The sequence below is a fragment of the Halomonas sp. IOP_6 genome (assembly GCF_021151565.1).
Lineage (GTDB): Bacteria > Pseudomonadota > Gammaproteobacteria > Pseudomonadales > Halomonadaceae > Vreelandella > Vreelandella alkaliphila.
In genome coordinates, this window is the sequence record NZ_JAIRBO010000004.1 from 438,679 (window position 1) to 465,589 (window position 26,911).

Sequence of the window (26,911 nt, forward strand, 5' to 3'; positions counted from 1 at the left end):
AAATTGTTATTGGGCTAACGTTTTATGAGCGAGCCATGGTTAGGGTAACGATTTGATTAATGGTTTGAATAATGGGCCTATAAGCGCTCGATGATCAGAGCAATGCCCTGTCCGACACCGATACACATGGTGCATAGTGCAAAGCGTCCTTGCCGACGTTCGAGCTCATGCAGTGCCGTGGTGACCAACCGAGCGCCGCTCATGCCCAGCGGATGGCCAAGTGCAATGGCTCCTCCGTTGGGGTTGACGTGTTCGGCATCATCGCTCAGGCCCAAATCACGCATGACCGCCAAGGCTTGAGCAGCAAAGGCTTCATTGAGTTCGATAACGTCCATTTGGTCGAGGGTCAGCCCGGTCTGGGTGAGCACCTTGCGGGTAGCGGGAGAGGGGCCGAACCCCATAATGCGCGGCTCCACGCCAGCGGTGGCCATGCCTACCACACGAGCGCGAGCCTTGAGTCCGAAACGTTCAGCCTGCTCGGCAGATGCCATCAGTAGCGCACAGGCGCCATCGTTAACCCCAGAAGCATTACCCGCTGTCACGCTGCCGCCGTCGCGGAAGGGCGTGGGAAGCTTGGCGAGCTGCTCTGCGGTCGTATTGGCGCGCGGGTGCTCATCGGTATCCACCACCAGCGGGTCTTGTTTGCGGCGGGGTATTTCGACCGGAACAATCTCTTCGGCCAAGCGGCCAGCCTCGATAGCGGCGGCGGTACGCTGCTGGCTGCGCAGGGCGAAGGCGTCCTGGTCTTCCCGGGAAATGCCAAATTGTTCAGCCACGTTTTCAGCGGTTTCGGGCATTGAGTCCACGCCAAACTGAGCTTTCATGGCGCGATTGATAAAGCGCCAGCCGATGGTGGTGTCGAAAATATCGGCTTGGCGTGAGAAGGCTTGTTCGGCCTTGCCCATCACGAAGGGTGCCCGGGACATCGACTCCACCCCTCCGGCGATCATCAACCCTGCTTCGCCGGTCTTAATTGTGCGGGCGGCATTGCCTATTGCATCCATACCAGACCCGCAAAGCCGGTTAATGGTGGTGCCGGGCACCTCGACCGGCAGCCCGGCCAGCAGCGCGGACATGCGCGCCACGTTACGGTTATCTTCACCCGCCTGGTTGGCGCAGCCGTAAAAGATATCGTCAATCAGCGACCAATCGACGCCTGGATTGCGTTCCATCAGGGTGCGCATGGGAATGGCCCCCAGGTCATCGGCACGCATACCCGAAAGCGCGCCGCCGTAGCGACCTATTGGGGTGCGAATGGCATCAATAATCAGCGCGTCTTTCATTGGGTATCTCCAGCAGCAGTATTTTCTGCGTCAGTATCTTCCAAGCGGCGTACGCTGCCGCGAATTTTGTAGGAACGCCCGCGGAACAAGGCAACGGTATCGCCGTGCTGATTGCGCAGCGTGATGTCATAAATGCCGGTGCGCCCACGGCGGCTGCGCTCTTCGGCGGTGGCGGTCAGTTCGTCACCTAGCTGGCCAGGGCCGAGATAGTCGATGCTGCAGCCTGAGGCTACCGTGGCCTCATCGTAGCTGTTGCAGGCAAACGCAAAGGCGGAATCGGCCAGGGCAAACAGAAACCCGCCATGGCAGTTGCCGTGACCCTGCACCATATCCTGGCGCACGGTCATGGTCAGTTCTGCAAAGCCGGGGGCGACACGGGTAATGCGCATGCCCAACCCTTGGCTGGCATGGTCACGGGCAAACATTGCCTCGGCACAGGCTTCCGCCAGCTGCTGTGGGGTCAGTTGGGAATCACTCATGAAAGCTTTCCTCGCTCAGGGCGTTGCGACGCAGCAGGAACGAGCTGCGATAACGCTCTTCGCCGTAACTCTGCTGTAGATGCATAAGGGTGCGGTGAACGAAGGGCAGGCCCAGTGAATCTACCCAGGCCAAGGGGCCGCGGGGATAGTTGACGCCAGCCTGCATGGCCAGGTCGCCATCCTTGGCACTGCAGACACCCTGCAGTACGGCATCGGCAGCTTCATTGGCGAGCATGGCTACGGTGCGCAGTACCACCAGTCCCGGGGTGTCGGTTAGCCAGGCCACGTCCATTCCCATGTGCTGGAAGAATGCCGTTGCTAGTTGGCGGGCCTCGGGCGATGCCGTGTGACTGGCAGCAAGCGCGATGGCGCTAGCGTTGCGGTAGTCCAGGCATAGATCGAACAGTACCAGAGCATCGAGCCCTTCATTGACCGCACGTTCAGCGGCGCAACGACCGTCGCTGAGGGCCAGTACCAGGTCGCCTAGGTATAGGCGAGGGGAACCGTCTTGCTGTAGCGATTCGCGGTACACCACGTCGAGCCCAGCTTCTTGAGCGCGTTCCAGCAGTGGCGCGATCACACCAGGGTCGCCCTGTACGACAAGTGCTGGCAATTCCGCGTTTGCTGGTGCTGCAAAGGTAGGCTGTGGCTTAGCAGCGCTTTCAGCGTAGTCAAAGAAGCCCTTGCCAGACTTACGTCCCAGGCGCCCGGCTTCCACCAACGCTTGCTGTACTAAGGAGGGCTCGAAACGAGTATCGCCGTAGTAAGCGTCAAACACCGAGCGGGTCACCGCGTAGTTAACGTCATGACCGATCAGATCCATCAGCTCGAAAGGCCCCATGCGGAACCCACCAGCTTGACGCAGCAATGCATCGATAGTGGCGGCATCGCTGGCACCTTCCTGCAGCAGGCGTAGGCCTTCGGCATAAAATGGCCGTGCCACGCGATTAACAATGAACCCAGGAGTGGAGCTGGCGTGCACCGCGACCTTGCCCCAGGCAACGGCGGTGTCATAAAGGGTGTCGGCAACCTCGGTGGTGGTGGCTAGGCCAGACACCACTTCCACCAGTTTCATGACCGGTGCGGGGTTAAAGAAGTGCAGCCCCGCCATGCGCTCAGGACGCTCAAGATTCGCAGCAATAGAAGTGATCGATAGTGACGAAGTGTTGCTGGCGAGCAAGGTGTCCGGCGAACACAAAGCTTCTAGCTGGGCGAACACCTGACGTTTGATCTCAAGGTTTTCGACAATAGCTTCGATAACCAAATGACTGTCGGCCAAGGCATCGATAGCATCGGCAGGCTGTAGGCGAGCAATAATGTTATCCACATCCCCTTGGATCATCTTACCCTTGGCAACACGCTTTTCCAGCTGACGGCGAATGTTATCAATGCCCGCTTTGGCAGCGCCGGGTTGATTGTCATGCAGAATGACCGAGTGGCCAGCCTGGGCGGCAACCTGAGCAATGCCGGCACCCATGGCACCTGCGCCAATCACACCAATAACGGCAGACGTGGGAAGGGCTGGCATATCACTCTCCCTTGAAGGTGGGGCGACGTTTCTCGATAAAAGCGCTGACGCCTTCGCGGTAATCTTCCGTGCGTCCGGCAAGGCGCTGCAGGTCGCGTTCCAGGTCGAGCTGCTCGTTGAAACTGTTATCGCTGCTGGCGTGCAGGGCACGTTTGATAAGCGCCAAGCCGCGCGTTGGTTGAGTGGCCAAGTGGCGAGCCATGTTCATGGCTTCTTCCTGAAGCGCCTCATCATCGACGCAGCGCCAGATCATGCCCCACTGTTCGGCAGTCTCGGCGGGCAGCTTGTCGCCAAGCATTGCTAGACCCTTGGCACGCGCCATACCCACCAGATTAGGCAGTGTCCAGGTGCCGCCAGAGTCGGGAATTAATCCAATCTTGCAGAAGGCCTGAATGAAGCTTGCCGAACGAGCAGCCAATACGATGTCGCAGGCCAGGGCGATGTTGGCACCGGCTCCTGCCGCCACACCATTCACCGCACAAATGGTTGGGAACGGCATGTCTTTAAGAGCGCGCAACATAGGGTTGTAGCGTTTTTCAAGCGACTCGCCGAGGTCGGGGGCTTGTTCGCCGGGCGCAACGCTGCGGTCGGAAAGATCCTGGCCAGCGCAGAAGCCGCGGCCGTTACCGGTCAATAACAAAGCGCGAACGCTTGAGTCCTGGCGCACGGCTTTTAGCGCCTTGCGCATCTCGGCATGCATCTCTGTATTGAAGCTGTTCAGGCTGTCGGGGCGGTTTAGCGTAATACAGGCAACGCCATCTTCCACGGTGTACAGCAGGGGCGCTTGGCTCATGGGTAATATCCTTGTGTCAGTGCCCTTGAAAAGTGGCAGGTCGTTTTTCTTGGAAGGCGCGAATGCCCTCTTCGCGGTCGGCGGTGCCCGCCAATAAGGTGAACGCATGGCGTTCAAAGCGCAGGCCAGTGGCTAGGTCGGTATCCATCGCCTTGTGTAACGACTCCCTTGCTAAGCGCACGGCCAGCGGTGCCTTGGCGGCAATGCGCGTTGCAATGGCCATGGCGCGCTCAAGGGTTAATTCGGGCTGGGTAATCTCGCTAATCAGGCCTGCTTCAAGGGCGCGGCGAGCGGAAATTGGCTCGCCAGTCAGCACCATCTGGGTAGCCAGTGATTTACCCACCGCTCTAAGCAGACGCTGGGTACCACCAGCACCGGGCATGATGCCCAGATTGATTTCAGGCTGGCCGAACAGGGCACTTTCACCGGCAATAATGATGTCGGCATGCATGGCTAGCTCACAGCCACCGCCCAAGGCGTAGCCGTTAACGGCAGCAATGATTGGTTTGCGGAAACGCGTAATGGTGGCCCAGTGGTGCTGGCGAGGATCTTCCAGCATGCCGACTAGGTCACGTTCAGCCATTTCATTAATATCCGCACCGGCGGCGAATGCTTTCGCACTTCCGGTGATCACCACGGCGCGAACGTTGTCGTCACTATCGGCGCTGTTCAGGGTGTCGGCGAGTTCGCCAAGCAGCTGGGTATTCAGCGCATTCAGTGCTTCAGGGCGATTCAGCGTGATGCATAAAACGCCTTCCAGGGGCGGAGTTATTTTTAGAGTAGTGGGCATTGTTACCTCAGTTCGGCCTGTGGCGCACAGGATGAATATCTGCCGAGTATAGGTTTATTTTGATACACATCAATATTGTTTGACTGTTTTTAGTGTGTCACTTGTTGGTGTTTTTGATAATTTATGTCTTGTTAACAATGACTTGTATGTATTTATAGCGAGTAAGTGATAGTTATTAGACCATGGTATGAAAGGTGGAAAGTTGGCCCGAAAAGTGATCTTTAGCCCGTATATATCGAGTTTATTGATCGTGGTGGGCTAATTCTTAAGCAAGCGGTGCCAGGGAAAGCGTTTGATGTTTTGTTACGGGAAAGATAGTCTTTGTTCTTATAACGTATCAAAAAAATAAGTGAGTGCAGGAGCGCCCCATGACGCAATCAGCGCAGCAGATGTTTGACCTTCACCGTGACATTCTTGACCAGGCTGTCGGCGCCATCTCTAGCCGTAATTTTTGGACGCCCTACCCAGAAAGTATGCGCAAATACCCCGAAGATGCCGTTAAAGCGGCACCATCGAGATTTGAGTCACTGCTTAATCAACCATTTACGCTGAATAGTGTTGGCAGCACTCACCACGTGGGCGGCGAAGTCTCACCTTATGGTTTTGAACTCGGCATTACTTATAACCAGCCAAGCCCCGACGAGCTGATAGTGGCCATGCAAGTAGCAATGCGTGACTGGCGAGATGCTGGGGCGCAAGCGCGCGTGGGGGTGTGTTTGGAAGTCCTGTCGCGCCTTAATGCCATGAGCCCGGAGATCGCCCAGGCGGTGATGCATACTAGTGGTCAGGGGCCGTTGATGGCGTTTCAGGCAGGTGGGCCGCATGCTCAGGATCGCGGCCTTGAAGCCGTGGCCTATGCCTGGCAAGCGATGGCGCAGATTCCTGCTACCGCACAGTGGGTTAAGCCCCAAGGCAAGCATGATCCCATTGTCATGGATAAGCGTTTTCACATCGTGCCACGTGGTATCTCGTTGGTGGTGGCCTGCTCTACTTTTCCCACCTGGAATACTTATCCTGGCTTGTTTGCCAGTCTGGCGACGGGCAACCCCGTCATTCTTAAGCCGCATCCTGGCGCTATTTTGCCTGTGGCGATGACCGCACGGGTTGTTCAACAGGTACTGGAGGAAGCTGGCTTTGACCCTTGTCTGGTTAGCCTGGTACCCGACACTGTCGATGCGCCGCTGACGAAAACGCTGGCGCTTGACCCTGCGGTAAAGCTGATCGATTTCACTGGCTCCAATACCTTTGGCGATTGGCTAATAGATAACGCCACTCAGGCTCAGGTGTTTGCTGAGAAAGCCGGTGTCAACACGGTCATTATCGACAGCGTGGATAACCTTAAAGCGGTCACGGCGAATCTTGCCTTCTCGCTGAGCCTTTATTCCGGGCAGATGTGCACGACCCCTCAGGCTATTTATGTACCCAAAAACGGTATTGAAACAGCGGATGGCCATTTGAGTTTTGACGACGTGGCGGCAGCGCTTGCGAAGGCTGTACAGGCATTTCTGAGTGACAATGACCGCGCCTGCACGGTGTTAGGTGCCCTGCAGTCAGTAGACACGCAAGCACGGATTGATGCGTGCCGTGGCTTGGGCGAAATAGTCCTGGATAGCGAGTCACGAAAACACGCCCAATACTCTGACGCCCGCATTCACACGCCGCTTATCCTCAAGGTAGATGCAGCACAGAAGGCTACCTATGGTGAGGAACGCTTCGGCCCCATCAGCTTTGTTATCGCGACTGAGAACACCGCGCATAGCATTGAACTGGCCCGTGACGTGATCCGGGAAAAGGGCGCGATAACCCTAGGTGGCTATACGACTGATGAGGCAGTGGCCGAGCAGTTCGAAGAGCTGGCGATGGAAGTGGCGACGCCGCTTTCGTTGAACCTGGATGGGGGGATATTCGTCAACCAGTCGGCTGCTTTCAGTGATTTTCACGCCACAGGCGGTAATCCGGCAGCTAATGCCTCGCTATGTAATCAATCCTTTGTTGCCAGTCGCTTTGTGGTGGTGCAAAGCCGTCGCCACGGCCAACCGAACTAACGGAGAACGTGATGCCTTACTATCGACTTGAAGGGGTGACGCCAGTGGTGGACCCGACCGCTTATGTCCACCCGACCGCGGTGCTCATCGGGGATGTGATTGTTGGCCCCAATTGTTACGTTGGCCCCGGCGCGGTGATGCGCGGTGACTTCGGACGCCTAGTGCTGGAAGAGGGTGCAAACCTTCAAGATACCTGTGTCATGCACGGTTTTCCTGGCTGCGTCACTAAAGTGGAAAAAGATGGCCATATCGGCCACGGTGCGGTTTTGCATGGCTGTGTAATTGGGCGTGATGCCATGGTGGGTATGAACGCCGTGGTGATGGACGGTGCTCATATTGCTGAGCGCTCTATTGTTGCGGCAGCAGCATTCGTCAAGGCAGGCTTCGAGTGTGAGCCACAGTCGCTGGTGATGGGGGCTCCTGCAAAGGTTAAACGACCGCTGAGTGATGAGGAGTTTGCTTGGAAGCAGCAGGGTACTCAAGAGTATCAGCGTTTAGTGACCCGTTGCCGTGACAGCTTGGAACCTTGTGAACCGCTGGCAGAGCTCGATGCTGACCGGCCAACCTTGCTAGCCGGTGATACACAACCTAAGCAGCAGAGCATAGCGTAGCGAGGCGATACTTATAGTATGGCTCGCTACCACCGCGCCCCCTGGCGAGCCATCCCCCACCCAACCACAGGTTGGTAGCCTCAAGTGGTCTTTGTAGTCGCCCCATCCTCCCCCCCTTCCTTCCTGAGCGCCAAGTCTCAAACCTGAGTCGACCGAAACTCCGGGTGCCGTCACGGTCAATGATGATCAAATTTGAAGAGGCAAAGTGTTTCAAGTCCATACGCAACTGTTGCAAGTTGGGGCACCGATTGCTGCCGGTTGATTGAAAATCTAAAAAAACTCAGATAAGTAAATAACTTTAACTACATGAATAAAAAGAAATAGTTGATAGTCGGCGCGGTCAATGCAAGTTGAATGGTACTGGCACACACCTTCTATGTTCGTCCGCGAAGAGAACCGCAGGTGAACATAACGACAACAATAATGCGTGGAGAACCCTCCGTGATGAGACATGCACTTCCTACAGGGCTCTGTAGCCTAGCCCTGCTGCTGCCTACCGGCGCCGTCTTGGCCTCTGCTGGCAGCGAGGCTATCGACAGGCACTGTTCAGCCTGCCATCAGGCCCAAAGTGGCCCCCAGAGCTGGAGTCGCATTAGTGCGCAGCGTAAGACCCCGGAAGGCTGGGACATGACGATCGCGCGCATGCAGACCATGCACGGCCTGGAGCTGCCCCAGGAGGCTCGCCGGGATATCGTCAAGTTCCTCGCTGATACCCGCGGCCTAGCGCCCGAGGAGAGCGCGTCTCAGCGTGAACTGATCGAGCGACGCCTCAACCGTATCGAGTCCTTTGATCATCCTAGCTATCAGGAAATGTGTGCCCGCTGTCATACTGGCGGCCGCGCCCAACTACAGCGCCGTCCCCAGGAAGAGTGGGAGAGACTGGTGCACTTCCATGTGGGCCAGTTCCAGACCACTGAGTACCAGTCCATGGCACGGGATCGTGACTGGTTCGATCTCGCCCTGAGCGAGATCGCTCCCTGGCTGGCCGAGTCTCAAAGTCTCGAAAATGAAGCTTGGGAGTCATGGCAGCAGGCCGAACAGACCTCTCCTGAGGGTGACTGGCAGCTCTGGGGGCACTGGCCCGGAGAAGGCGACTTTTATGCCGACGTTACTATTAACACCGATGAAGGCGAGGATGCCTACTCCCTTAGCCTGGACGGCGCTTTCACCAGTGGTCGTCCGCTCAGTGGCGAAGGCCAGGCCATCGTTTATACCGGCTATGAGTGGCGCGCCAACCTGAACCTCAACGGTCGTGATCTCAAGCAGGTACTGGATCTCTCCGGTGCGCATCCCAGCGGGCGCATCTTCGATGATCATGACGATGCTTTTGGAATGATGGTGGAAATGGTGCCTCACGAAGCGGCCGAGTCTGCGGTGTTAGCCAGCCTGCCCGCCTCACTCAAGGCCGGTGAGCGTAGCCGGCTGGTGCTACTGGGCCACGGCCTTGGGGAAGGGGAAATCAGTCTTGGGGAGGGCGTCACCGTGCGTAAGGTGATCGAACGTAGCGACATGCGCCTGGTGCTGGACGTTGAGGCCAGCAACGATCTCACACCCGGCTGGCTGGCTATGCAGATCGGCGAGATCAGTGCCGAGAGGCTGCTGGCTGGCTATCGCACGGTAGATCGTTTGGAGGTAAGTCCAACGCTGGGAGTTGCTCGCATCGGTAACGATAAGACTCCGCCGGTGAGTGGCGTCTTCACCGCCGCCGGATATCTGGACGGGGCTGATGAGACCATCCCGCTGGGGCAGGTACCGGTACGTTGGAGCGTTTCCCCCTGGGACGAGATCGCCGAGCGCGACGAGGATGTCAGGTTTGCGGGCATACTGGACGCCGCCACAGGGATCTTCTCACCTGCCGGGGCTGGGCCCAACCCGCTGCGTCAGTACAACGCCAACAGCGTGGGCAACCTACGGGTGACCGCCAGTGTGGTAGGACAGGAGGCGATACAGGACGAAGCCCAACTGATCGTTACCGTACAACGCTGGAACAACCCGCCGCTTCGCTAGGAGATCACCATGGGAATCTTACAAGCCATACCCGAGAACCTGCATCGGATGGAAGTAGAAGGCCAGCCGTTGTGGTTTCATATCCCCACCACGAGTTTGTTCGCCCCGGACGCACTCAGCGAGGAGCTGCTGGCACTGGCCGGGCGAAAGGAGGGGCTCAATAGCCGGGCGCTGCCGGGCCATCTGATACATCAGGCCAGCGGCGACGATATCCAGGAGCGGCTGCTACAGCTTAAGGCACTGAAGCTGATCACCGATGGTGTTGTCCAGGCCTATAATCCCAGCGTAAAGGTGGAGCAGTTCCCGCTCTCTACTGTGGTGCTCAATGTCAACACTGGCTGCAACCTTAGCTGCAGTTACTGCTACAAGGAAGACCTGGATAACCCCCGGGACGGTAAGAAGATGGATCTGGCCACCGCCCAGGCCTCTATCGAGATGATGATGCGCGAAGCCCCGCAGCGGGATCGCTACAACATCGTCTTCTTTGGCGGCGAGCCGCTCAGCAACATGCCCTTGATCCGCCAGGTGGTGGACTGGGCCGAGGCGCGCATTCATGGGCTTGGTAAGGCAGTAGATTTCACGCTGACCACCAACGCCACGCTACTGAACGAGGAAAAGATCGCTTTCTTCGACGCCCATCGCTTTGGGCTCACGGTGAGCATGGACGGCCCCAAAGCGGTCCACGACAAAAACCGTATTGCGGTCAACGGCCAGGGCACCTATGACCTGGTGGCCAAACGCATTAAGCCGCTGTTGGCCAGCTATCGCTCACGACCGGTGGGAGCCAGGGTGACCCTGACTCGTGGCATCACCGACGTTATCGGTATTCACGATCACCTGGTCAACGAACTGGGCTTCGCCGAGGCGGGCTTCGCCCCAGTCACCTCCGGTGATATGGCTGACTACAATCTTACCAGCGATGAGCTTAAGCGGGTCTTCGACGGTATGGTCGAGCTCGGTGAGCGAGCCGTGGCAGCCGCCATTCAGGGGCGCGATATCGGCTTCGGTAACTTCAACCAACTGCTCACCGATCTTTGGGAAGGGCGCAGCAAGGCGGTGCCCTGTGGGGCTGGCTTAGGGCTGGTTTCGGTGGATCATGCGGGCGATGTGCACCTCTGTCACCGTTTCACCGGCTCCGAGATGCCCACCTTTGGCAGCGTCCAGGAGGGGCTCGATCACGCAGGCCTCAAGCAGTTTATCGAGGCCAGGAGTGATCGCTCCGAGCGTGGCTGCAGCAACTGTCGGATCCGCAACCTTTGCTCCGGCGGTTGCTACCACGAGAGCTACGCCCGCTATGGCGACCCTATGACTCCCACCTACCACTATTGTGACCTGATGCGCGACTGGGTCGATTTCGGCATTCAAGCCTACGCTCGAATCCTGCGTCATAACCCCGATTTTCTCGACGGCCCCCTGGCCGGGAGGCAGACAGCATGACAAATAACAAGAAGAACTTGACCGCACTGGGGTTGGCACCCCTCAACCGCAAGGCCCGCGAAATGGAGCGGGCCGCTAGCCCAGAGGCCCTGGAAGAAGTGCAGGCCATGCAGACCATTGCCGGGTGCACGTCTAGCTTTGACCCGGGCTGGGAAGTGGACCCCTTCGGCGGCGTGGCTTCGCTGTGCCAACCTATGGAAGCGGATCTCTATGGCTGCGCTGACCCCTGCTGGTGGCCTGCTCAGGTGCCGGACACTATGAACACCTACCCCAACTGGGGGGATGGAGCCGACCGCGCTGAGGATGATTGGCGCAAGTTCGATAGTGTCTATCCGGGAGACGATAAGTGATGAATAGCTCAGAAATTAAGCTGCTCAATTTGACCCTAATGGGGCTGCTGGCCTTCGCTGCCCAGCCTCTGGTGGTTAATGCTGCTGTCGCCGATGAAGCCAGCGCTGACGAAGTACGCGAGTATCTGGTGACCATGGTTCGTCCCAACCAGCTCTACGTGATCGATCCGGAGGCCCAGGAGGTGGTGCGTACCTGTGACGTAGAAGGCGCCTTTGGCTCCGGCACCCTGCAGCTATCGCCGGATGAGCGGATCGCCTATGTGCTGCACAACCGCTGGGAAGACGTAGTGGGCATCGACCTCACTAGTTGTGAGGAAGTCTTTCGCGCCAGCGGCTCAGGCAATTCAATACGCGCTAAATCCATCGCTTCCCTTGCCGTGAGCCCCGACGGCAGCCGTCTCTATAGCATTTGGGATCGGGCGCGGCTAGGCCTCGACCACTACGAAGTATTGGAGCCACAGCTAGCGGTCTATGACACCGCAGCAGGTCTAGCTGCCGAGCCCCTGGCTACCTTCCCAGCACCGCGCCAGGTGACGACCATGGGGGCCGCCGAGGACGGTAATCTCTATCTGGCTGGTGCTGATATCTATCGGGTCGACCCGGAAAACGGCGAGACCGAGATCGCCATTGCCAACCGAAATTGGGATCGCCCCAGCTTTAGCCCGCCAGACTCCTTAGCCATGTGGTCGATGGGCGAGGTAGCCAACGAGTTCCTGCGTCCCTACACGGTAGCTGAGCATCCCGGCGAGAAGAACGAAGCTTGGCACTGGGGCATCAGCCGCGTCGACCTAGCCACCGGCGAGACCGAGAACAAGGAGATAGCCCCTTTTGAGTTCATCATCTTTTCCATGGTTTCTGATCCCCGGGAGCGGGACGTCTTTTATGGCGTCTACACTCAGCTCAGCAAGCTGGATGCCCGCACCCAAGAGATAGTGAAGGTGATCGATCTTGATCATACTTACTACAGTGTTAATACTTCCTATGACGGCTCGCGGATCTACCTGGGCGGCGCTTCCAGTGATATCGCCATCTATGATGATGACTTCAATGATCTGGGGCGCATTCGCTTGCCCGGTGATATGAGCACCGCAACGCTGAAGGTGGCACGCTTCTAGATTGCCGCTGCATGATCCTTCTGGCCGGCGCTTGTGAAAGCGGTCGGCCATTTTTGCTGGGGGCAGCCCTTATGGTTGATGAATGAAGAGAGCGTCGATGCGCGAGCCTGACTTCACCCGTGACACAGGGGCGCTGCCCTGGGGCTGGCTCTACCGCCCCCTCAAGGCGCGGCGCATAGCGCTGGCCCGGCTGCTGACGCTGAGCCTAGTGGCGACCCTGCTGGCGCTGTTGCCTCCGTTGCTCACCCAGCGTTTGATCGATCACGGCCTTATGCAGGGGGACTTCAGCACCGTCGCTGCCTACGTCGCCGCCTTGGTGGTGTTGGGGCTCTCTACCCTGGCCCTACAGGGGCTAACCCGGCTGCAGCATGTGGCGCTCTCTGCCCGACTATTGCTCTCGCTGCGCCGCTCCTTGCTTCGCCATCTGCTGCGCCTGGCACCGGCCCGTTGGCAGGCGCGAGGGCGAGGCGATCTGATGAGCCGTCTAGATGGCGACCTGTCTATCCTCCAGGGCTTCGCCCTGGACGGCTTGCTTAGCGGACTCTCCAATCTGTTAGGGCTGGTGGGGGCGCTGGCTATGATTGGCCTATTCAGTCCCATGCTAATGGCCCTGGTGGCCGTGCTAGTACCCATCCAATGGCTGTGGCTGCGCGCTTGGCGCCCGGCGCTGACTCTCCGTCAGCAGGCACTCCGTGAACAGAGCGGCGAACTCTCTGGCTTCTGGCAGGATACCCTGGCCCATGGCCCCTGGTTTCAAGGTCAGGCGCTGGAGTCGTCGCGACTCAATCGTCTCCAGGGACTTGGCCACGAGCAGTTGCGACGCCTGTTGGCGGTGCGTCGGGTGGGCTTTCTCAGCGACGTGGGGCCCCAACTGATCCTCTCTCTGGCCCGGGCCGGGGTGCTGCTGTTGGGCGGCTATCTGGTGATTCAGGGGCAGTTGCAACTCGGTGAGCTGGTAGCCCTGTTGGCGTACCTCGGTATGGTGATGGCCCCCATCGGTGGCCTGCTGGGTCTCTATGGGGGGTGGCAGCGGGCCCGGGTCAGCGCTTGCCGCTTGGCCGAGCTCTTCAATGAGCCCGCCATGCGTGATCCCTACCAGGGCGGCCGTCCTGTCGGGCCTGGTGGGCTTTGCTTGGAGGGTGTGCGTTTCCGCCATCCCGGCCAATCCGGTTGGCTTCTGGATGATATTGATCTCGCGCTTCCGCCGAGCAGCAAGGTGCTGATTGCCGGTCCCTCCGGGGCAGGCAAGAGCAGCCTAATCCGTCTGTTGCTAGGGCTGGAGACGCTCGAGTCGGGTGAAATCCGTGTCGATGGCGTGCCGCTTGATGCGCTCTCCCGCCATCATTGGCTCAAGCAGGTTGCTTGGGTGGAACAGCACCCCAGCCTGCTACGCGGCAGCTTGGCCGAGACCCTGCGCGCCCTGGCACCTGAGGCAAGCGATGCCGAGTTGATTGACGCGCTTTCCCGCGTTGGGCTCGCCGACTGGCTGACCGCCCTGCCGGAAGGGTTAGAGAGCGAGTTGGGTGACTTGGGTGGCAAGGTCTCTGGCGGCCAGCGTTCACGCTTGGCCCTGGCTCGGGCACTGCTAAAAAAGCCTCGCTTGGTGCTGCTGGACGAGCCAACTGCGGCGCTGGATCCAGCGGCTGCCCGAACTTTCGATGCCTTGCTTGATGAGGTGCTGGGAGATAGCACTCGGCTGATTATCAGCCACCAAAGCGACCACTTTGGCAATCTGGATGCCTACTATCGGCTCCAGCAAGGGCAACTGGTTGCAGTGGAGGCGTCGTCATGTCTCTAATTCCGGCCAGCAGCCCGACTCTGGGGGTTATCGATAGTGGTGTGCCTCCTGGTTTGCCTCTGACGCGCTTCCACTCGCTCAGTGGTGCTGACCCCGAAGATCACCTTGGTCATGGCCGGGCGATCCTCGCCACCCTGGGCCACTATTTGCCGCTCACGCGGCTTGAAATCGCCTACTACAAGCTATTTGAGGAGCGTCTCACCGCCAATGCTGCTGCCCTGACTGCGGCCTTCGAGTGGCAAGCAGAGGTGCCACCGGTTTGGCTGCTGTGTAGTTTGGGGTTGCCCCGAGCCGACACGCGACTGCAGGAGGCGGTGGAGAGGCTACAGGCCGCAGGCACCCGCATCGTTGCTGCCAGCCCGCGCTTCGGGGCGCCGGTCTACCCAGCCGCTTGGCCCGGGGTGATAGCAGTGAGTGGCGCCGCGGGACTGATGCCGGGCTCGCCACGGCGTGATTGGAATGGCCACTGGTACGCCTGCGTCTGGGCGGGCCGAGATCTCCCCGAGGAAGGCCGAGTTTGGCAGCCCTGGCAGGTGGGGCCACCACCGGTGGAAACTCCTCCTGCACTGGGCGGAGCCAGCTTCGCTGCGGCCCATGCGCTGGGCTATTGGCTGGCGGAGTCAATCGGTGAAAGGGGGGCACCGCCAAGAGAGTGGGGCTCGGGCAGCGCTGGCCAGTCAGGGTGATCGGCCCACCAGCGGATGATCGCCATGGCCGCGGGGCCAGCGGCGGCCAATAGTGCCCGAGCCGCTGCGTGGTCGCCATCCTGCATAGCCTTGACCAGAGGCGCTAGGGAGATTCCCGCCACTGCCTGAATTCCCATTGGCTGGTCCTGGGTAAACACCAGCTCCCGTTCGGCCAAGTGGTTACCAATGATAGCCAGGCCGCGTCTCACTCGTACTTGAGCCCAGGGCTCTGGTAGATGTAGCGGTTGATGATCGGGCCAGTGACAGCGCTCCGTCCAGTAGGGTGCCGGATCGGCGTCTATCGACTCTTGATAGGCAGCCTGACGGTAGAAGTCACGGCCAGCCCGGGCGAAACGCCAGTACTGGGCATCCTGGCGGCGTTGGTGGAAGCGCTCTAGGGGCGCCGCGATGCTGGTTTCCTCAAAGAGACTATTGAGAACTGGTGCTAGGCCGTGGGCTGAGGAGAGCGCATTGAAAATGCCCTGTCCGGAGAGGGGATCGATGGCCATAGCGGCATCCCCGAGGCGCCAGAGGCGCCCCTCTCTCACTTGGGTGCGCCCCAGTAGGCTAGGGCGCTGGTAGTGATGACAAATCTTGGCTTGGCCCCAGAGCTGTGCCAGGTCGGGCTGGGCGGCTAGCCAGATGTTGGGGTCATGCCGTGCCCGGCGTAGCGTTGCTTCCGGTAGGGCCAACTGCAGATACTGCTGGCCTTTAAGCCGTGACCACCAGGCCCAGCCTCCGCCGGGCAACGACAGGGCAGCGCTGGCAGGGTCTGAGTCGGCGGCCTCGCCGCGTAGGATCCAAGCAGGGGTTGACCAGGGAGCTGCGTCGCGGAACTGGCGCCGCGCCGCCGCCCGGCCCCGGGCCTCCACGCCCCAGGGAGCGGTCAGTATGCGACCATCTGCCAGGCCCAGATGAACTTCACTTTTCTGGCTCTCCAGGAACGTGATCCTCGCTTTGATCATGGGGATACCAGCCTCGTGAAGATCTTCCAGCAGGGCAGCATCGAAGGATGGACGCGGCAGCAGCCATTCGGCGTTGGGTGCCCGAGCCTTACCACCCCAGATAACTCGTCGCGGCAAAGGACCCACCGCGCAAGCGGCAGCCCGGTGCAGCCCCAGGCTTTGTAAGGCCTGGAGGCTGCGCCGGGCAATGCCCTCAATGGCCTGGTAATCGCGGACACGCCCCACCAGGGTGACTCGTCGACCAGCGCGATGCAGCAGCATGGCCAGAGCGGCACCAGCGGGGCCGCTTCCGGCGATCAATATCTCGCTATCCATGTCTTGGCGCATTAGATGAATCCCCTTGGGGCTGGTACGGTGCCAGGACTTGGTTATATCAAACGATCATCACAACCGATTTCTGCTCTGTGTAATGCTCGATCAGTGAATCGCCGAGCTCGCGGCCAATGCCTGACTGTTTGAAGCCGCCGAAGGGCATGCAGGCATCCAACAGGTTGTGGCCGTTGACCCAAATACTACCGGCCTCTATTTCTGGTACCAGGCGATTGACCGCGGCAAGATCGTTGGACCAGATGCTGGCGGCCAGTCCATAAGGAGAGTCGTTGGCCAGTAACACCAGTTCGTTAAGATCGCGGAAGGTCTGGACCACGACCACCGGACCGAAGATCTCCTCTTGCACACAGCGGCTTTCCTGGGCCAAGCCGGTGATCACCGTCGGCTCGACGAAGTAGCCGATTTCACTGCCTTTACCACCGCCGGTGACGATGGTGCCGCCGTCGCTGCGCGCTTGTTCGATATACGCCAGCACCCGGTGCTGCTGTTTAGAGGAGACCAGCGGGCCGAGGGTGCTGGTGGGTTCCCAGCCCGGCGCTAGCGTCAGCTTCTGGGCCTGTTCGGCGAGTTTGGTGACGAAGGTATCGTGGATCGACTCATGTACATAGATCCTCGACCCAGCGGTACACACCTGCCCCTGGTTAAAGAAGATTGCCTGAGCCGCGCCGGTAGCGGCTGCCTCGATATCCGCATCGGCCAGCACCATCACCGGCGATTTGCCGCCCAGTTCCAGGGTGGTACGGGTCAGGTTCTCCATGGCGGAATGCCCGATTTGCTTACCCACGGGGGTCGATCCGGTGAAGGCTATCTTGTTGATTCCTGGGTGGCTGGCCAGCGCTGCTCCAGCGGTGTGCCCCAGACCAGTGACGACGTTGAGAGTGCCAGCCGGGAAGCCTACTTGCTCGGCCAGTTCTGCCAATAATATGGCGGTTAGCGGGGTGTCCTCGGCGGGCTTGAGTACGATACTGCAGCCAGCAGCTAGGGCCGGAGCGACCTTCCAAGTTGCCATCAGCAGTGGGAAATTCCAGGGGATGATGGCACCCACCACGCCTATGGGCTCGCGGCGGGTGTAGGCGATAATGTGCTTGTCTTCGGGCACGAAAGGCATCGAGGGTGTCATGCTACGCCCCTCGATTTTGGTGGCCCAGCCCGCAGTATAACGGATAAAGTCGATGGCGAGAGCTACGTCCATATGCCGCGAAAAGGTCACTGGCTTGCCGTTGTCTAGTGTCTCGAGTAGGGCAAAGTCATCGGCGCGGGCCTCCAGAGCATCGGCAAGATCCAGCAGCAGCTTTTCACGCTGGGCTGGCCGCGACTTGCGCCAGTCACGGAAGGCCTCTCGGGCAGCACCGACTGCAGCATCAATATCGGCGGCATCACCCGCCGGAACCTGACTGATCACTTCCGCGGTGGCGGGATTATAGACATCCAGCATCTGGCCGCTGGCGGCGGTGCGCCACTGGCCGCCAATAAAAAGAGCGTGGCTCTTGTCCAGCCAAGCTTGAATGGCAGTTGAGGGCTGCGTCATGGTTGTGCTCCTGTCAGGCTGATTTATGATTGTTTTGAGTGCGTGCTAAGCATTGCACGCCTCCAATACTCCCTAGCAAGCCCCGTGCCAGCTCAGGGAAATAATATAATCACAACAATATCAGTGAGTTGAAGGTTGGTTATGACGATATTCTTCCGCCGTTTTGTCGCCGGATACGACGGCTGTCGCATTCTGGGACAGCTCGCTAACCTCGCTGGGAGAAGCCCATGATCTCCAAAACAGTCCTGAGAACCCCCGACGTGATTCTCCAGGCCCGTGAACATCTGCTCCGTGGCCAGCAACTACCGATGGGCATGCTCGATGCCAGTATCGACCGTTCTTGGCAGCGCTGCATTGAGCATGGACTGCAGCTTGGTAGCCTACCCGAGTTGCCGCGGCTCGACAGTGGCGAACTCCGCGCTCAGCGCGAGATGCATCGTCGCCTTATTGAACTGGCTGACCCGCTGATCAGGCGAGTGACTGAGGACCTGCGTGGCTGCCAATTGCTGCTGGCCACCCCGGATGCCACCGTGCTCAAGAGCTACGGCCAGCGATTCGTGCTTAATGATCGCTTTCACATCGGGGCTGGCATCAACCTGGATGAACGCTGGTTCGGGACCAATGCACCTGCCCTAGCGCTCATCGAGCGGGCACCGGTGCTGGTCAAGTCCTGCGAGCATCTGCTGTTCCCCGACAACCCTGTTTCCTGTGTAGCCGCCCCGTTGTTTGATCTCAACGGCGACTGTTTAGGATTGATCGACCTTACCTTCGAGGCCAATCACCCTCGACCAGAAATTTTCCTGCGCCGAGTGCAGCAGCTCACGGGGGCGTTGGAGCAACGGCTGTTTTTCCACCACTACCAGCAGCGTTGGGTGCTCCAGGTGCACGCATCGCTGGCTGAGTTGGACGGCGTGAGTTGTGGTCTAGTGGCAATGAACGACTCGGGGCTGATCTTGGCGGTTGATTCTCAGGCCGCCCAATGGCTGGGCGAGGCCTCTGTCTCACTAATTGGTCGCCATATTGAAGAATTATTGGGCAATTCCTGGAAGGAAATCTGTCGTCAATGCGAACGGTGTTCGGTCTTGCTGGGGCTGCCGCTTACCGGCGCCCAACTGGTGGGGCGGCTCAATCCCCCGGATCAGTGGCAGCCGGCAATTTTTAGCGGAGAAGCCACGGTGATGCCGGCGTCACCCGAACCATTCCTCTCTCGTGGGCTTGAGGCGCTGGTGGAGGACTGGCCCATGGCGCTGGCCCGGGAGGCTCGCCGAGCTAGCCGGGCACTGGAAGCGGGTTTGCCTGTACTGCTGCAGGGCAAAACTGGCACCGGAAAAGAGCAGTTGGCTCGAGCACTGCATAGCAGTCTCGGTGAGCAGCGGCCCTTCGTGGCACTTAACTGCGCAGCGCTGCCCGAAAGCCTTATCGAGGCGGAGCTATTCGGCTATGTGGAAGGCGCCTTTACCGGCGCCCGTAAGGGCGGGTACAGCGGGCGTCTGGTACAAGCTAATGGTGGCACTTTGATGCTCGACGAGATCGGTGACATGCCGCTGGCGCTGCAGGCCCGTCTGCTGCGGGTGTTGCAGGAGAGAGTGGTGACGCCTCTGGGCGATCACCGCGAGGTACCCATCGACTGCCGAGTAATAGCCGCTAGCCATCGCGATTTGGAAAGTCTGGTGACAACCGGTGACTTCCGCGAAGATCTTTTTTATCGTCTGGCTGGGGTGGTAGTAGAGCTTCCCACGCTGAACGAGCAGGCTGATCTCGCGGGACAGATTCGTCAACACTGGGCCGCGCTATGTCGCCAACATGGCCGCTCTCTGGCGCTGGATGAATCCTTATTAGAGTGTTTGACTGCCTACCTTTGGCCCGGCAACTGGCGGGAACTAATACACTGTTTAGAAGCGGCTCTGGTGGGAGCTGAGCCAGAGTGCCAACGGCTAACCATAGAAAGGCTTTCGCCGCGTTGGCAGCGTAAGCTTGCTCAGCCCATAGAAAGTGGCGTTCGTAATACGGTCACATCGGAGGACCCTGGCAACGGTTGCCAAGAACTGCGAGAAATGGAGCGAACCCATATGGTACGTACGCTCGAAGCCCATGGGGGAAACATGACTGCCGCGGCCCGGACGCTAGGTATCAGCCGCTCGACGCTTTATCGACGGCTGGGGGAAGCGTCACCTTGAGCCGGTGAAGTGCAACCAAGCTGGACGGTCTCTTCCAGCTTGGCCTTATAGGCTGTCTAGCTCAACGGAGGGTAGGTGCCCCCCGCCATAAGACACGTAAGGCGTTCATTCCAATCCACCGAAGCGTTGGTAGAAACTAGGGCCGGGGGCTGGTAATGGGCCTTCGGCAGTTTCTAGGTGCCTGTCTAGCCAGCGCTCTGCGCGCTCATAGAGCAACCGATAGAGGTTGCGGCAGAGCTGATGGGCGTAGCGGCCTTCCCACGCCGTAGGGAGCAGTTCGTCAGGCAGTAGGGGGTCACGTAGCTGAACCTTGCGATACTCGTGAATCAGCAAGGTACGAGCAATGAAGCACTCTTCCTGCCCTAAATGGTTCTCTGCGTTGAGCGCATTCCACAGTGGGCGAAACTTAACCAGAAAACGCTGGTAAAGCTCGGCGAGTTCGTCGAGGTTCCAGCTGTCTCTGACCTGCAGGCGCAGCGGCTTACTGGTCATAGGCTCCATGGTCTGTGTCTGCATTACGATTGTGTCGTCTGCCGCATCAAGCTCTTGCAAGGCCACCATAGTTTCCGCGCATGACAGCGTGGGATGTGCCAGAACGCCCTGAGCAAAACTACCAAAGCCGAGCCATTCAAGCTCATCACGAATCTGCTGGCGACGGTCGGCTGGCAGCTGCGTCAGCAGCGCCAATGTCCACTGGCCCGACCAGGGTGGCTGGGCACCGTGATAGACACGCTTGAAAGCTTGTTCAAAACGGCGCCGCCCAGGGCCACTTAACCGATAGTAGCTGCGACGACCGACCTTTTCACCGCGAAGCCAGGTTTCATGGGTCAGCCGATAAACCGATGTACGCACCAGACGCTCATTGATGCCGATGGGCTCCACCAGTTTCGATAGACTGCCGAGCCACACAGTACCGCCCCGTGGAACGATAGAGTCGCCATAGACAGTAATAATCAGTGAGCCGGCGCGAATAGGCCGACGCTTCTGGAAGTCATCAATAAGCGTAGCGACGCAGTCTGTAGCTGACGACATGGTGGACGTTGATTCCCTTTACGATGAAGTTGTCGCAAAAAACGACAGAAAATATAGCTTTTATAGAGGATTATCGTATCACGTTTTTTTGTGATTTGGCCTGCAGGGTTATCAGTGAATCATGAAGAATGATTTAGTATCGCAAAGGTCGTGGACGCTAGCATTTCGTTGCGGCTTCTTATGAAGATATGACACTAATTTCAATGGTTGCTCACGTAACCCCTGCTATACTCCCCCGGTTTTAAAAATAGAGTTTCTTGGTGCCATTTCGGTCTTTCTTAGCTCGCATGATGTGCTGCTAGACCTTGGTTGTCGTTTGAATAAAAGTGAATCGTTCTATGAAAATAAAATAAAAAGAAGTAGTTACAGGATCACACGTCGACGACCATGTTAATTGGAAGTTACTTTCTTTTTTTAAACGCTGATGTGTCTGGCGAGGAGGTATGTAGATATTTATTAAATATGCAGTGGAGCAGTAGAAAAAGAAAACTAAAAACGCCAGAAAAATTAAAAAATAACTACAGGAATGGTTGTGATGATTTTAGGGCTTACCTTGCTATATGTCGGAGCAGTACTGTTTGTGAACGGAATATGGCTGCTAGGAAAGATTGGTGACAAAGAGGTATCTGTTATCAACATCATGGTTGGTGTGTTGAGCTTCATTATTGCTGTCTATTTGATTTTCCGAGAACCGGATAATTCTGCTGCAATTAGCACGGGGGCATTTACCTTGTTATTCGCTTTTACTTATCTTTGGGTTGGAGCTAACCAGTTTTTAAAGGCGGATGGAGCAGGTCTTGGATGGTTCTGCTTTTTTGTTAGTATTACAGCGGCGTTTGTTGGAGCAAGCTCTATCGCCGATATAGGAATTAACTTTGAGCTGTGGAATACATTTAGCTGGTTTGCATGGTCTGCTTTGTGGTTCAGCTTTTTTTGCTTGCTAGCATTAGCGAAAAAAATACAGCATTCAGTTGCAATTTATACACTATTTTGCGCAGTTTTTACGGGTTGGATTCCTGGCGTTCTGATATTATTAGGGATTATTAATGCATAGCTGTTCGTTACTAAACGTAAATAATACTTAAAATTTTTTGAGAACACCTACATTATGAAATCACACGGTATATAATCGTTTAATAATCACACCTGCTCGTGAGTACGCCTGCCATGCTGAAGTAGCACTCTTAACATGTTTTACTGTGCTATCAGTATATGGCAAAGAAATTAAAAATTAAGGAGATGAATACATGGCATCAGTATTAAGCGACTACATCAAGAAAGAGCAGATGTTAAAGCAGCTACAGGAAGAGTTGCAAGCGCTTGAAAACAATAGTGAATTGAAAAAAGAGCTGGAGTTCAACGAGAAATTGCAAGCGCTTATGACAGAGCATGGCAAGCTAGCCCGCGATGTATGCGAAATGCTTGACCCATCATATCGCTCCGCATCTGTTAAAGGCACCAAAATAAGCAGTACCGATGGCCGCAAGAAGCGCCCTCTAAAAGTGTACAAGAACCCACACACGGGGGAGGTCGTTGAAACGCGTGGTGGCAACCATAACGTCATTAAAGAGTGGAAAGCTGAATTCGGCAATGAAGAAGTGGTTAGTTGGGTGGTAGAAGAACGCGCCTAATCTGTTCATTCGTCGCTCGCACGGTTCCACCGCGAGCGGCGTATATTTACTAGCTGGAAATGATCTCTATATCTTTATAAGGTCGATATTTTTTTACGCTTACCTTGTAAAGCACGTAGAGCGCTAGGAGCGAGTAATGAAAAAAACATGGCTTTATTGTTTAAGTTTAGCTGCAACAGCAGGAGTTTTACTGCTGCCAGCAGCGCACGCAACAGAAAGGTTGTGTGAAGATAAAGCGACTGTCCTACGACAACAGCTGGAATACGCTCAAGCACACGATAATCAGCATCGTGTTAGAGGATTGCAGCGTGCATTGCACTCCATCGAAGAGAATTGCACAAATGAGCAAGTGATTACAGAGGCTGCCGAAGAGGTTCGAGAGAGCCAGGAAGAGGTACGTGAGCGTGAGTTAGCACTTGAGGAGGCTCTCAGAGAGGGCGACGAAGACGATATTCAGAAACGGCGTGAAAAATTAGCAGAAGAAGTACGTGAGCTTGAAGAGCACACACAAGAACTGAATTTGCTGCAGCAACGTATTAACGAATAGTCTGCATCAAGACTGAGTGTAAGCTGCAGCGATGCGCTTATTCCAAGCAGCCTCTTTTTACTACCGATGAAAGGAGGCTAACGTTTTTTCATCTGTAACATTACCTTGTATTTATCCCTCCTTCTCTCTCCCTGCATTTTGAATTCTGCATCAATGGCTCAGATCTCTGCATATTGATGCTGGATCAGACCTTGCCATTACTCTTCACGTTCTTAAACAAGCATCTGTTGAAGGCAGTGATGCTTCATTGATAGATGTGTCGCCACCCAGTGTAAAGCCTTCTTTTTATTGAAATGTAAATGTACAAAATGCGCTATGGCTAACTTTTTGTATAGCTAGACTAGCTTTTGTACAAGTTTATGGTTTTTAATGATCATAGGTATCTGCCTCGTGCAAATGCAATTCAGCGGTGGTGATAGAGAGTCCACCATACCTGGGCGGGGTGCGAGAAAACTTATGTTTTTAAAGATAAAAAGGTGCTCCAAGAGATGACTTCCACCAATTCCCAAGCTGGGCTGAAGGAATCGACATCATTCGGCCTTTTCCCCCGCACTGTGACGCTGGCTGGTAATGATCCTGACGCGACACGTCGGGATATTGAGACCTGTTTTACCGCGACGTTTGACCGCTATGAGTCACTTTTTACTACATTAGTGAGCGAGGAAGCGTACGTTCGGAAGTCCATCCCTCTTAGGCATCCACTGATTTTCTACCTCGGACATACCGCGACGTTTTTCGTCAACAAGCTAGTGCTGGCTAAACTCCTGCCCACTCGTATCGATCCCAACATGGAGTCTATTTTTGCTGTTGGCGTCGATGAGATGAGTTGGGATGACCTGAATGATGACCACTATGAGTGGCCGTCAGTCAGTGATGTTATGAGCTACCGCAACAAGGTTCGTGCGGCGGTACTCACCTTGATTCGAGAACTACCGCTTTCGTTGCCAATTGATTGGGACAGCCCGTTTTGGCCCATTGTCATGGGCATTGAGCATGAGCGGATTCACCTGGAAACGTCGTCAGTATTAATCCGTCAGCAGCAGCTTCATCTGGTGACTCCCCAGAGAGAATGGGAGCCAGTGAGCATTAGCGGAGAGCCACCGGAAAACAGCCTGATCACAGTGCCAGGGGGAGGGGTAACCTTAGGCAAGTCCTTTGACGACCCTTGGTACGGCTGGGATAACGAGTACGGCCATCATAAGGCTGAAGTGGATGAGTTCAAGGCTAGCCAGTTCTTGGTGAGTAACAGTGAGTTTCTTGAGTTTGTAGAAGCTGGCGGCTATTTGAGCGATACGTTTTGGTCTGAAGAAGGGTTGAGCTGGCGCAAATTTGCTAAAGCGATGCACCCCACTTTTTGGGTGTGGAAAAACGAATGGTGTCTACGCTTGATGACAGAAGAAGTGGAGATGCCTTGGGATTGGCCTGTTGAAGTCAACTTCCATGAAGCCAAAGCCTTCTGCAACTGGAAAAGTGAGCAGATCGGCCAGCCTGTACGCATGCCAACAGAGGATGAATGGCATCGCTTGGTTGAAGAAGCCGGTGTCACCGAGCTAAATAGTGGTTCGCCCGCTAATGCCAACCTGCATCTGGATCATGGCGCTTCCTCCTGCCCAGTGACTCGTTTTCAGCACGGTCAGTGGTTTGATGTCGTGGGCAACGTCTGGCAATGGGTGGAGACCCCGACCTATCCATTCCCTGGGTTTGATGTTCATCCGCTGTACGATGATTTCACAACACCGACTTTCGACAATCAGCATAATCTGATTAAGGGCGGCTCATGGATATCGTGTGGTAACGAAACGCGCCTTAGTGCACGCTATGCGTTCCGGCGCCATTTTTTTCAGCATGCAGGTTTCCGCTATGTGGTGTCGGATGCAGAGGTTACGCTGCCCAGCGCCTATTATGAAAGCGATGCTCGCATGGCTGAGTATGCAGAGTTTCATTACGGCGATGACTGGTTTGGCGTTGCCAACTTCCCACAAGCATTGGCCAACCGTGCGTTGGTCAGCCTGTCGGGCAAGCAGAAGAAGCGCGCCCTCGATCTAGGGTGTGCCAGTGGGCGCTCCAGTTTTGAGCTGGCCCGCGAGTTTGAACACGTTGATGGCGTGGACTTCTCGGCTAACTTTATTCGCCAGGGCGTGGAGATGGCCGAGCAAAAAGTGTTGCGTTATACCCGTGTGGAAGAGGGCGAACTAGTCAGCTACCAGGAGCGTACGTTAGCGAGTCTGGGGCTGGAAGAGTCGGCGAGCCGCGTTAGCTTTCATCAAGGTGATGCGTGCAATCTCAAGCCGCAGTTCAGCAATTATGATCTTGTGCTGGCCGCCAACCTGATCGACCGACTTTACAAGCCTGCACAGTTTCTGCAAACGATCCATCAGCGCATCAATGTAGGCGGCATTTTGATGATCGCCTCGCCTTATACTTGGCTGGAAGAGTACACGCCCAAGGAAGAGTGGATTGGTGGGTTCAAGAAAGATGGTGAAAACGTTAGCACGTTGGATGGCCTTAAAGCGCTGCTTGAACCCAATTTCCGGATGATCAGCGCCCCTGAAAAAGTGCCCTTTGTGATCCGTGAGACCATGCATAAATACCAGCACAGCCTCTCGGAAGTCACGCTATGGGAGCGTCGTGCCTAGCGAGGTTTAAAAAAGACCCTCAATGGCCCGGTTAATCGACGCATGTTCGGTTAACCGGGCAAACAAATCTTCATCGGCTTCGCCGTTGATCAGCCCCAGTAATACACCTAGCACGGCACCTCTGTGCACGTTGTCACCGCCAATTTCTGCATTGATCTGTAAGGCCTTAAGGGGGGACTGTTGGTGTTTGCAGGCAAGATATAGCACCGCAGGCCAGGCGTCAGTAATATAACAGGCTGTGGATAAAATACTTCCGACGACTTCGCGTTCGCTATATTGGCTAGCAACGAGTTTTGTCAGATCACGTTTTGATAAGCCACGCGTGCCCTGTAGTAGCATTTCCTGAACCGAGCTTTCGTGTTCGCGGAATAGTAAACCGTCGATCAGTTCAACGTAGGCGTCGCAAACCTCGGCGAGAAAGTTGTCCGGGTGTGTCAGAGCGAGATGCTGTCGGCAAAGCTTACGTGTATCTGTCAGAGAGGTGCCCTTCATACGTTCGCCAATTACCAGCGGGGCAATTGTCACTAAGCCTCCAATGGAAGGCGTATCGTGAGTCACCGCACCACACTGTTTGGGCGGCAATCCCTTTTCAAGATTTGCAAAAAAGCCGCGGTGGTAAGATTCGGCATAGGTATCCGGGTGGGCTGGTGTCTCTGCCGTCATCATGCGGATATAAGCTTGAAGGAAGGTGTCACTATTATAGTGCTGCTCTGGCGCCGTCATGGTTTTCATTAGCGCTAACGCACAGTGTGCATTGAGCGTGTTATCTCCAGGAGCCATGCCCTGGTGATAATGTACATTTGGGCGATCCCAGTACGACTGCTTTCCTTTCAGAATGACACCGCCAACAATCTCAGGCTGTTGACTAATCGCTGCACGTTTGCGACCACCGCCACTGGTAGAGTGCATCGACATAATCGAGGAAGGGTGGAATTTAGGAGGCGCTTCAAATGTTTTTATCCCACCTGGAAAAGCGCTATCGATATCGTGAACGTTATAGAACCAGTGAACGGGCATGGCCAGTGCATCGCCAATAAATAGGTTTTTAAGCGCGGCAGTCGCTCTTGCTAACACAGTGTGGGTCATGGGCTGGCTCTTTAGCGTTATGTTTCGCTGTGAAAATGCAGTATTAAGCAACGCAAG

22 protein-coding genes are annotated in these 26,911 nt (G+C 56.6%); 13 read left to right on the forward strand and 9 right to left on the reverse strand.

Annotated elements, in window-relative coordinates; genetic code table 11:
• Positions 1-77: 77 nt before the first annotated feature.
• From pcaF to paaF, 5 genes are read right to left on the reverse strand one after another with little or no spacing between them, the layout of a single operon-like run.
• Entirely contained in the window at positions 78-1,283 is a 1,206-nt protein-coding gene (gene pcaF / locus K7H08_RS10420) for a 3-oxoadipyl-CoA thiolase (RefSeq protein ID WP_231657870.1), read from the reverse strand.
• Positions 1,280-1,762, reverse strand: coding sequence for a hydroxyphenylacetyl-CoA thioesterase PaaI (gene paaI, locus K7H08_RS10425; protein ID WP_231657871.1), 483 nt, complete (start codon positions 1,760-1,762; stop codon positions 1,280-1,282). The genes pcaF and paaI overlap by 4 nt, the downstream gene beginning before the upstream one ends.
• Complete coding sequence (paaH, locus tag K7H08_RS10430; RefSeq protein WP_231657872.1) at positions 1,755-3,290, reverse strand: 3-hydroxyacyl-CoA dehydrogenase PaaH; 1,536 nt, start codon at positions 3,288-3,290, stop codon at positions 1,755-1,757. The genes paaI and paaH overlap by 8 nt, the downstream gene beginning before the upstream one ends.
• Before the next feature lies 1 nt (position 3,291).
• Positions 3,292-4,083 carry a 2-(1,2-epoxy-1,2-dihydrophenyl)acetyl-CoA isomerase PaaG gene (gene paaG, locus K7H08_RS10435; protein WP_009723071.1) on the reverse strand — a complete coding sequence of 264 codons (792 nt, stop codon included), beginning with the start codon at positions 4,081-4,083 and terminating at the stop codon, positions 3,292-3,294.
• Between the two features lie 16 nt (positions 4,084-4,099).
• Entirely contained in the window at positions 4,100-4,873 is a 774-nt protein-coding gene (paaF, locus tag K7H08_RS10440) for a 2,3-dehydroadipyl-CoA hydratase PaaF (RefSeq protein WP_038479077.1), read from the reverse strand.
• 368 nt (positions 4,874-5,241) lie between these two features.
• Between paaF and paaN the strand changes: the two genes are divergently transcribed.
• The 8 genes from paaN (at position 5,242) to K7H08_RS10480 (ending at position 14,922) form a co-directional block, all read left to right on the forward strand.
• Positions 5,242-6,918, forward strand: coding sequence for a phenylacetic acid degradation protein PaaN (paaN, locus tag K7H08_RS10445; protein WP_231657873.1), 1,677 nt, complete (start codon positions 5,242-5,244; stop codon positions 6,916-6,918).
• An 11-nt stretch (positions 6,919-6,929) separates the two neighbouring features.
• Entirely contained in the window at positions 6,930-7,529 is a 600-nt protein-coding gene (gene paaY, locus K7H08_RS10450; protein ID WP_231657874.1) for a phenylacetic acid degradation protein PaaY, read from the forward strand.
• A gap of 444 nt (positions 7,530-7,973) precedes the next feature.
• On the forward strand, positions 7,974-9,536 hold the full coding sequence (peaA, locus tag K7H08_RS10455; RefSeq protein WP_231657875.1) for a quinohemoprotein amine dehydrogenase subunit alpha: 1,563 nt from the start codon (positions 7,974-7,976) through the stop codon (positions 9,534-9,536).
• A gap of 9 nt (positions 9,537-9,545) precedes the next feature.
• Entirely contained in the window at positions 9,546-10,973 is a 1,428-nt protein-coding gene (gene peaB / locus K7H08_RS10460) for a quinohemoprotein amine dehydrogenase maturation protein (protein ID WP_038479065.1), read from the forward strand.
• Positions 10,970-11,323 carry a quinohemoprotein amine dehydrogenase subunit gamma gene (gene qhpC, locus K7H08_RS10465; protein ID WP_051626386.1) on the forward strand — a complete coding sequence of 118 codons (354 nt, stop codon included), beginning with the start codon at positions 10,970-10,972 and terminating at the stop codon, positions 11,321-11,323. The genes peaB and qhpC overlap by 4 nt, the downstream gene beginning before the upstream one ends.
• Positions 11,323-12,438, forward strand: coding sequence for a quinohemoprotein amine dehydrogenase subunit beta (gene peaD / locus K7H08_RS10470; RefSeq protein ID WP_038479062.1), 1,116 nt, complete (start codon positions 11,323-11,325; stop codon positions 12,436-12,438). Before qhpC ends, peaD begins: the two co-directional genes overlap by 1 nt.
• A gap of 97 nt (positions 12,439-12,535) precedes the next feature.
• The gene (locus tag K7H08_RS10475; RefSeq protein ID WP_198348889.1) at positions 12,536-14,236 is read left to right on the forward strand and encodes an ATP-binding cassette domain-containing protein; all 1,701 of its coding nucleotides are present in this window, start codon (positions 12,536-12,538) and stop codon (positions 14,234-14,236) included.
• Positions 14,227-14,922 carry a S8/S53 family peptidase gene (locus tag K7H08_RS10480; protein ID WP_150112557.1) on the forward strand — a complete coding sequence of 232 codons (696 nt, stop codon included), beginning with the start codon at positions 14,227-14,229 and terminating at the stop codon, positions 14,920-14,922. The genes K7H08_RS10475 and K7H08_RS10480 overlap by 10 nt, the downstream gene beginning before the upstream one ends.
• On the opposite strand, the gene qhpG is transcribed toward K7H08_RS10480, so the two are convergent.
• Positions 14,841-16,214 carry a flavin-dependent monooxygenase QhpG gene (qhpG, locus tag K7H08_RS10485; RefSeq protein ID WP_231657876.1) on the reverse strand — a complete coding sequence of 458 codons (1,374 nt, stop codon included), beginning with the start codon at positions 16,212-16,214 and terminating at the stop codon, positions 14,841-14,843. The two genes, K7H08_RS10480 and qhpG, sit on opposite strands and share 82 nt — an antisense overlap.
• 46 nt (positions 16,215-16,260) lie before the next feature.
• The gene (locus K7H08_RS10490; protein ID WP_038479057.1) at positions 16,261-17,745 is read right to left on the reverse strand and encodes an aldehyde dehydrogenase family protein; all 1,485 of its coding nucleotides are present in this window, start codon (positions 17,743-17,745) and stop codon (positions 16,261-16,263) included.
• A gap of 227 nt (positions 17,746-17,972) precedes the next feature.
• Here K7H08_RS10490 and K7H08_RS10495 point away from each other — a divergent pair, with 227 nt between their 5' ends.
• Complete coding sequence (locus K7H08_RS10495) at positions 17,973-19,922, forward strand: sigma-54-dependent Fis family transcriptional regulator (RefSeq protein ID WP_198348891.1); 1,950 nt, start codon at positions 17,973-17,975, stop codon at positions 19,920-19,922.
• 105 nt (positions 19,923-20,027) lie between these two features.
• Here K7H08_RS10495 and paaX read toward each other — a convergent pair whose 3' ends face one another.
• Complete coding sequence (paaX, locus tag K7H08_RS10500; protein ID WP_089040475.1) at positions 20,028-20,954, reverse strand: phenylacetic acid degradation operon negative regulatory protein PaaX; 927 nt, start codon at positions 20,952-20,954, stop codon at positions 20,028-20,030.
• Positions 20,955-21,489: 535 nt separating this feature from the next.
• Here paaX and K7H08_RS10505 point away from each other — a divergent pair.
• The 4 genes from K7H08_RS10505 (at position 21,490) to ovoA (ending at position 25,768) form a co-directional block, all read left to right on the forward strand.
• Positions 21,490-22,008, forward strand: a complete 519-nt coding sequence (locus K7H08_RS10505) for an AmiS/UreI family transporter (protein ID WP_095603580.1) — start codon at positions 21,490-21,492, stop codon at positions 22,006-22,008.
• Positions 22,009-22,201: 193 nt separating this feature from the next.
• On the forward strand, positions 22,202-22,585 hold the full coding sequence (locus K7H08_RS10510) for a histone-like nucleoid-structuring protein, MvaT/MvaU family (RefSeq protein ID WP_038479048.1): 384 nt from the start codon (positions 22,202-22,204) through the stop codon (positions 22,583-22,585).
• A 136-nt stretch (positions 22,586-22,721) separates the two neighbouring features.
• Positions 22,722-23,132, forward strand: a complete 411-nt coding sequence (locus K7H08_RS10515) for a DUF1090 domain-containing protein (RefSeq protein WP_231657877.1) — start codon at positions 22,722-22,724, stop codon at positions 23,130-23,132.
• Positions 23,133-23,620: 488 nt separating this feature from the next.
• Positions 23,621-25,768 carry a 5-histidylcysteine sulfoxide synthase gene (ovoA, locus tag K7H08_RS10520; RefSeq protein WP_038479043.1) on the forward strand — a complete coding sequence of 716 codons (2,148 nt, stop codon included), beginning with the start codon at positions 23,621-23,623 and terminating at the stop codon, positions 25,766-25,768.
• 6 nt (positions 25,769-25,774) lie between these two features.
• On the opposite strand, the gene K7H08_RS10525 is transcribed toward ovoA, so the two are convergent.
• A complete protein-coding gene (locus tag K7H08_RS10525) occupies positions 25,775-26,854 on the reverse strand; it encodes an ADP-ribosylglycohydrolase family protein (RefSeq protein WP_231657878.1) in 1,080 nt (359 codons plus the stop codon).
• Positions 26,855-26,911 lie beyond the last annotated feature (57 nt).

Excerpts from the sequence above, each read along its gene's own strand:
- peaA (WP_231657875.1), top strand. The coding sequence starts at position 7,974 with ATGAGACATGCACTTCCTACAGGGCTCTGTAGCCTAGCCCTGCTGCTG.
- peaB (WP_038479065.1), top strand. The coding sequence starts at position 9,546 with ATGGGAATCTTACAAGCCATACCCGAGAACCTGCATCGGATGGAAGTA.
- paaH (WP_231657872.1), bottom strand. The coding sequence starts at position 3,290 with ATGCCAGCCCTTCCCACGTCTGCCGTTATTGGTGTGATTGGCGCAGGT.
- peaD (WP_038479062.1), top strand. The coding sequence starts at position 11,323 with ATGAATAGCTCAGAAATTAAGCTGCTCAATTTGACCCTAATGGGGCTG.
- paaN (WP_231657873.1), top strand. The coding sequence starts at position 5,242 with ATGACGCAATCAGCGCAGCAGATGTTTGACCTTCACCGTGACATTCTT.
- K7H08_RS10475 (WP_198348889.1), top strand. The coding sequence starts at position 12,536 with ATGCGCGAGCCTGACTTCACCCGTGACACAGGGGCGCTGCCCTGGGGC.
- paaG (WP_009723071.1), bottom strand. The coding sequence starts at position 4,083 with ATGAGCCAAGCGCCCCTGCTGTACACCGTGGAAGATGGCGTTGCCTGT.
- K7H08_RS10505 (WP_095603580.1), top strand. The coding sequence starts at position 21,490 with ATGATTTTAGGGCTTACCTTGCTATATGTCGGAGCAGTACTGTTTGTG.
- pcaF (WP_231657870.1), bottom strand. The coding sequence starts at position 1,283 with ATGAAAGACGCGCTGATTATTGATGCCATTCGCACCCCAATAGGTCGC.
- K7H08_RS10525 (WP_231657878.1), bottom strand. The coding sequence starts at position 26,854 with ATGACCCACACTGTGTTAGCAAGAGCGACTGCCGCGCTTAAAAACCTA.
- qhpC (WP_051626386.1), top strand. The coding sequence starts at position 10,970 with ATGACAAATAACAAGAAGAACTTGACCGCACTGGGGTTGGCACCCCTC.
- K7H08_RS10495 (WP_198348891.1), top strand. The coding sequence starts at position 17,973 with ATGATCTCCAAAACAGTCCTGAGAACCCCCGACGTGATTCTCCAGGCC.
- K7H08_RS10515 (WP_231657877.1), top strand. The coding sequence starts at position 22,722 with ATGAAAAAAACATGGCTTTATTGTTTAAGTTTAGCTGCAACAGCAGGA.
- qhpG (WP_231657876.1), bottom strand. The coding sequence starts at position 16,214 with ATGCGCCAAGACATGGATAGCGAGATATTGATCGCCGGAAGCGGCCCC.
- K7H08_RS10490 (WP_038479057.1), bottom strand. The coding sequence starts at position 17,745 with ATGACGCAGCCCTCAACTGCCATTCAAGCTTGGCTGGACAAGAGCCAC.
- paaF (WP_038479077.1), bottom strand. The coding sequence starts at position 4,873 with ATGCCCACTACTCTAAAAATAACTCCGCCCCTGGAAGGCGTTTTATGC.
- paaX (WP_089040475.1), bottom strand. The coding sequence starts at position 20,954 with ATGTCGTCAGCTACAGACTGCGTCGCTACGCTTATTGATGACTTCCAG.
- paaY (WP_231657874.1), top strand. The coding sequence starts at position 6,930 with ATGCCTTACTATCGACTTGAAGGGGTGACGCCAGTGGTGGACCCGACC.
- K7H08_RS10510 (WP_038479048.1), top strand. The coding sequence starts at position 22,202 with ATGGCATCAGTATTAAGCGACTACATCAAGAAAGAGCAGATGTTAAAG.
- ovoA (WP_038479043.1), top strand. The coding sequence starts at position 23,621 with ATGACTTCCACCAATTCCCAAGCTGGGCTGAAGGAATCGACATCATTC.
- paaI (WP_231657871.1), bottom strand. The coding sequence starts at position 1,762 with ATGAGTGATTCCCAACTGACCCCACAGCAGCTGGCGGAAGCCTGTGCC.
- K7H08_RS10480 (WP_150112557.1), top strand. The coding sequence starts at position 14,227 with ATGTCTCTAATTCCGGCCAGCAGCCCGACTCTGGGGGTTATCGATAGT.